This window comes from Sphingopyxis solisilvae (assembly GCF_015475875.1).
Classification (GTDB): domain Bacteria; phylum Pseudomonadota; class Alphaproteobacteria; order Sphingomonadales; family Sphingomonadaceae; genus Sphingopyxis; species Sphingopyxis solisilvae.
This window is the reverse complement of sequence record NZ_JADKYM010000043.1, coordinates 1-5,734: the sequence shown is the minus strand read 5'-3', so window position 1 is coordinate 5,734 and position 5,734 is coordinate 1. Positions and strand designations below refer to the sequence as shown.

At 65.7% G+C, this 5,734-nt stretch carries 5 protein-coding genes and 1 tRNA gene; all 6 read left to right on the top strand.

Annotated elements, in window-relative coordinates; all coding sequences use genetic code 11:
• On the top strand, positions 1 to 330 hold a 330-nt coding region (locus IR187_RS16565; protein ID WP_267463801.1), incomplete at its 5' end, for a DALR anticodon-binding domain-containing protein.
• A 201-nt stretch (positions 331 to 531) separates the two neighbouring features.
• Positions 532 to 3,192: a pyruvate, phosphate dikinase gene (gene ppdK, locus IR187_RS16560; RefSeq protein ID WP_194955674.1), complete on the top strand. Its 2,661-nt coding sequence runs from the start codon at positions 532 to 534 to the stop codon at positions 3,190 to 3,192.
• Between the two features lie 98 nt (positions 3,193 to 3,290).
• The gene (locus IR187_RS16555) at positions 3,291 to 3,866 is read left to right on the top strand and encodes a DUF1214 domain-containing protein (RefSeq protein WP_194955673.1); all 576 of its coding nucleotides are present in this window, start codon (positions 3,291 to 3,293) and stop codon (positions 3,864 to 3,866) included.
• 1 nt (position 3,867) lies between these two features.
• Positions 3,868 to 4,395, top strand: a complete 528-nt coding sequence (locus tag IR187_RS16550) for a DUF1254 domain-containing protein (RefSeq protein ID WP_194955672.1) — start codon at positions 3,868 to 3,870, stop codon at positions 4,393 to 4,395.
• Positions 4,396 to 4,439: 44 nt separating this feature from the next.
• A tRNA-Arg gene (locus IR187_RS16545) sits at positions 4,440 to 4,516 on the top strand.
• A 117-nt stretch (positions 4,517 to 4,633) separates the two neighbouring features.
• Positions 4,634 to 5,605: a glucokinase gene (locus IR187_RS16540; protein WP_194955671.1), complete on the top strand. Its 972-nt coding sequence runs from the start codon at positions 4,634 to 4,636 to the stop codon at positions 5,603 to 5,605.
• The last annotated feature ends 129 nt before the right edge of the window (positions 5,606 to 5,734 follow it).

Sequence of the window (5,734 nt, the reverse complement as noted above, 5' to 3'; positions counted from 1 at the left end):
AACCCCGGAGCCCAGGGCGGCACAGAACCCACCGCGGCGGACGCACTCCCTGGGCTCCGGCTTTCGCCGGAGAGCATGACGGCGCATGACGCTGCCCTTCTCGCCGCCCTCGACGCCGCCGAACCCGCCGCTTCCGCCGCCGTCGCTGACGAACGCTTCACCGACGCCATGGCCGCGCTCGCGTCACTCCGCGCGCCGATCGATGCCTTTTTCGATGGCGTGATGGTCAATGATCCCGACGAGGCGGTGCGCGCTTATCGGCTCGGACTGCTCGCGCGATTTACCGGCGCGGTGCATGGTGTAGCCGATTTCTCGAAGATCGAAGGGTAAGGCCAACCTTTATTCCGTTCGTGTCGAGCGAAGTCGAAACACCTAGATGTCTGACACAAACCATAGCGTGTCTCGACTTCGCTCGACACAGACGGGGTAGGGGTGGCTCGCTTATAGCGAACGAAGTAAATCTGAATCGACGATAGCAAATCTCCACCCTATCCAGCCGCAACCTCCTCCCCGGGGCAGCAGGAGTAAGACATGACGAAGATGGTGCATTTGTTCGGCGGCGCGGCCACGACGGCCGAGCGTGCGAAGGAATTGCTGGGCGGCAAGGGGTCGAACCTCGCCGAAATGGCCTCGATCGGCCTGCCGGTGCCGCCGGGCTTTACGATCACCACCGACGTCTGCACCGCCTATTATGCGAATGGCGAACAATTCCCCGCGGGACTGGTCGAAGAAGTCGCTGCGGGCATCGCGCATATCGAAGGGATCACAGGCAAGACGTTCGGCGATGCCGCCGATCCGCTGCTCGTCTCGGTGCGTTCGGGCGCGCGCGTGTCGATGCCGGGGATGATGGACACCGTGCTCAACCTGGGGCTCAACGACAAGACTGTCGTCGGCCTGTCCGAAGCGTCGGGCGATCCGCGTTTCGCGTGGGACAGCTATCGCCGCTTTGTCCAGATGTACGCCGACGTCGTCATGGGACTGGACCATGCCGAGTTCGAGGAAGCGCTGGAAATCGCCAAGGAAGACCGCGGCTTCTACCTCGATACCGAGATGTCGGCTGAAGACTGGCAGGCGCTGGTTAAGGACTATCAGGCGATCGTTGCGCGCGAGACCGGCGCGCCCTTTCCGCAGGACCCGAACGATCAGCTGTGGGGCGCGGTCGGCGCCGTGTTCGCGAGCTGGGAAAGCGACCGCGCGAAAGTCTATCGCCGCCTCAATTCGATCCCCGCCGAATGGGGCACCGCGGTCAATGTGCAGGCGATGGTGTTCGGCAATATGGGCGACACATCGGCGACCGGCGTCGCCTTCACGCGCGACCCGGCGACGGGCGAGCGTGCCTGGTACGGCGAATGGCTGATCAACGCGCAGGGCGAGGATGTCGTCGCCGGCATCCGCACCCCGCAATATCTGACGAAGGCCGCGCGCGAGCGGGCGGGGGCGAAGCCGCTGTCAATGGAAGAGGCGATGCCCGAAACCTTCGCCGAGCTGGGCCGCGTGTTCGACACACTCGAAACGCATTATCGTGACATGCAGGACATCGAGTTCACCGTGGAACGCGGGACGTTGTGGATGCTGCAAACCCGATCGGGCAAGCGCACCGCGAAGGCGGCGCTGAAGATCGCGGTCGACATGGCGGCCGAAGGACTGATCACCGAGGAAGAGGCTGTGGGCCGCGTCGATCCCGGCGCGCTCGACCAGCTGCTCCACCCGACGCTTGACCCTGATGCGCCGCGCGATGTGCTGACCAAGGGGTTGCCCGCCAGCCCCGGCGCGGCGTCGGGCAAGATCATGTTCACCGCCGATGCCGCCGAAAAGGCCGCCGAAATGGGCGAGGCGGTGATCCTCGTCCGCGTCGAAACGAGCCCCGAGGACATTCACGGCATGCACGCCGCCAAGGGCATTTTGACCGCGCGCGGCGGGATGACGAGCCACGCGGCGGTCGTCGCGCGCGGTATGGGGCGTCCGTGCGTTTCGGGCGCGGGCGGGCTGTCGATCGACGGCAATGCGCGCGTCCTACGCGTTGCCGGGCGCGAACTGCGCGAGGGCGACATATTGACGCTCGACGGTTCGACCGGCGAGGTGATGGCGGGCGAGGTGCCGACCCTGCTGCCCGAACTCGTTGGCGATTTCGGCGTGCTGATGGGCTGGGCCGACAAGGTGCGCCGGATGAAGGTGCGCGCCAATGCCGAAACCCCCCAAGATGCTCAGGTCGCGCGCGACTTTGGCGCCGAGGGCATCGGGCTGTGCCGCACCGAACATATGTTCTTCGACGCCGCGCGCATCACCGCGGTGCGCGAGATGATCCTGGCGGAGAATGAGGCGGGTCGCCGCGCCGCGCTCGCCAAGCTGCTCCCCGAACAGCGCGGCGATTTCGCCGCGATCTTCGAGGTCATGGCTGGGCTGCCGGTGACGATCCGCCTGCTCGATCCGCCGCTCCACGAGTTTTTGCCGACGCGCGAAGAGGATTTCGCCGACGTCGCCGCGGCGGCAGGGGTCGGGATCGAAGCGCTGAAGGCGCGTGCGAACGAGTTGCACGAATTCAACCCGATGCTCGGCCACCGCGGGTGCCGTCTGGGCGTTACTTACCCCGAAATCTACGAGATGCAGGCGCGGGCGATTTTCGAGGCGGCGTGCGACGTTGCTGCCGCCACCGGCGCGGCGCCGATCCCCGAAGTGATGATCCCGCTCGTCGCGACGCGCCGTGAGTTCGACCTGATGAAGGCCGTGGTCGATGCGCAGGCGAAGGCGGTGTTCGCCGAAAAGGGGCGCGAGATTGCGTACCTCGTCGGCACAATGATCGAACTGCCGCGTGCCGCGCTGATGGCGGGCGAGATCGCCGAGAGCGCGGAATTCTTCTCGTTCGGCACCAACGACCTCACGCAGACAACGATCGGGATCAGCCGCGACGACGCGGGCCGCTTCCTGACCCAATATGTCGACAAGGGTATCTTCCTGACCGACCCCTTCGTCAGCCTCGATATCGAAGGCGTCGGCCAGTTGATCGAACTGGCGGCGGAGCGCGGTCGCAAGACGCGCCCCGACGTCAAGCTCGGCATCTGCGGCGAGCATGGCGGCGACGCGCCGAGCATCCATTTCTGCGAAAAAACCGGCCTCGACTATGTCAGCGCCTCGCCCTACCGTGTGCCGATTGCGCGGCTGGCGGCCGCGCAGGCGGCGTTGAAACGGGGCTGAGACTATAACCGTGACCCTGAGCCTGTCGAAGGGCGCTTCACCGACAAGCGCCCTTCGACAGGCTCAGGGCTACGGTGGGGAGTGGTGAGGGGAAGCATATGAAAAGCTGGCACCGCTATGCGATCGCTCTGGCGGGCGGGCTGGCGCTCGGTCTCGGTGCTGCCTGGTGGCTCACCGGTGGCGGTTTGCAGGGCGGCCAGATCGTCAACGGTCCATGGACAACCTCGCTTGGTTACGGAACGAAGGCAACCGGCGCGATCACCCGCGCGGCGGTGGCGCGCGCGGGATTGCTGGCACTTCCCGCCAAGGAAACCGTCTATTGGTCGTCCAAGACCGACGCGGCGGGCGCGCCGCTCGACGGCAATTGCCGCTACAGCCTGTCGGGCAAGCTGCTGGACGCGCGTTGGTGGAGCGTGACGATTTATGACGCGGCAGGCTATCTGGTCGCCAATGATGCCAATATCTGGTCGGTCAACGGCGCCAACGTCGCAACCGACGATCAGGGCGTGTGGCGCGTCACCATCGCGCCGACAAGACCGATCGAAGGTGCCTGGCTGCCGGGCATCAAGGACCAATCCTTCCACCTGACGCTGCGCATGTATAATCCCGGCCCGGCGTTTCGTGCCGACCCGGAAAAGGCATCGCTTCCCGCCATCGTCAAGGAGGGTTGCTAAGATGCGCAACTGGTTCGGCCCGTTGATCGCCGGGACGATTCTCGCGACCGTGACTGCATGGACCGCGATCGTCGTGATTCCCTATGGCCTGATGAATGTCGCGATGGAGCGGCTGGGGCAGGGCGGTGTCAACCGGATGTCGCATGGCAATCTGGCGACGCCGGCGCGCCAGCCGGTGGTGCGCCCCAGCCCCGATCTGGCCTATTCCAGCTGCCCCTATGACCTGTCGGACGGGCCATTGGCGATCGACGTGACGCCGGTCGATGGCCGCTATAGTTCGCTCAGCATTTTTGACGGCGCGACCGACGTGATCTTTGTCCGCAATGATATCGAGGCCGAGGGCAAGCCGTATCGCGTCATTCTGGCGCGGAACGGACAGCCTGTGCCCCCGGGTGCCGAAGTCGTACGAACCAATCACGACAAGGGCATCGCGCTGATCCGCCTGCTGCTTCAGGATCCGTCGGAAATCGGCAAGCTCGACGCCGTCCGTCGCCAGTCGTCCTGCGCGCCGGTCACAAATCCGAATTAGGGGGTTGCGCGGCTGCGCGCTGCCCCTTAAAGGCGCCTCTCCACGCACCCGTAGCTCAGCTGGATAGAGCACCAGACTACGAATCTGGGGGTCGGACGTTCGAATCGTTCCGGGTGCGCCATTTCCCCAAAAGCGAATATCGATCCCGGGAATAGCGCATAGCTATGCCCTGTTGCATCCGCGCGACCCATGCGACATTCCGGCCGCCGGAGCCGCAAACGACCGGCAAGGGAGAGTCATGAACGAACGGATCGTCACGGTCGATATCGGCGGCACCCATGTGCGTTTTGCGATAGCCGAGGTTGCGGGCGGCCGCGTCCTGGCGCTGGGTGAGGCAACGACGCTGCACACCAAGGACCATGCAAGCTTTCAGACCGCCTGGGAGGATTTTGCACAACGGCAAGGCGGGCTGCCGCGTGCAGTGGCGATCGCGATTGCCGGGCTGACGCGCGGCGAGATCATTCGCTTCACCAACAATCCGTGGATCATCCGGCCCGCACTCATCGGCGAAAAGCTGGGGGTCGACCGCCATGTGCTCGTCAATGATTTCGAGGCGGTCGGCCATGCCGTTGCACAGGCCGACGCGAGCTATTTCGAGCGCCTGACCGGCCCCGACGAGCCGCTTCCTGCGATCGGGACGATCAGTGTCATCGGTCCCGGCACCGGGCTGGGGGTCGCGCATATCTGGCGCGACGGAGCAGACTATCGGGTGCAGGCGACCGAGGGCGGGCACATCGACTTTGCGCCGCTCGACAGCATCGAGGATGCGATCCTCGCCCGGCTGCGCAAGCGTCACCGGCGCGTTTCGATCGAGCGAATCGTGTCGGGACCGGGGATCGTCGATATTTACGAAACGCTGGCGGGGCTCGAGGGCCGGGCGGTGACGCCGCTCGACGACAAGGCGATCTGGACCGCGGCGCTCGGCGGGCAGGACAGTCTGGCCGCCGCAGCGATCGACCGCTTCTGCCTGTCGCTGGGCAGCGTCGCCGGCGACCTGGCGCTGGCGCAGGGGGCGAGCGGCGTGGTTATTGCGGGCGGGCTGGGGCTGCGCATTCGCGATAGCCTGGTGCGATCGGGCTTTCCCGAACGCTTCATCGAAAAGGGGCGGTTCGAGGGGTTCATGGCGGCGCTGCCGGTGAAGCTGATCACCCATCCGCAGCCCGGCCTGTTCGGCGCCGCCGCGGCGTTTGCGCGGCGATTTGCGGGATAGGTTTAAGGGAGGGTAACGACCGGAAGTAGGCATAGCCGATCCTCCCCATCGACTTGCGATGGGGAGGGGGACCGCCGCGAAGCGGTGGTGGAGGGGCCGCGAGCGTCAGCGAGCGCTGCGCGCTCGACC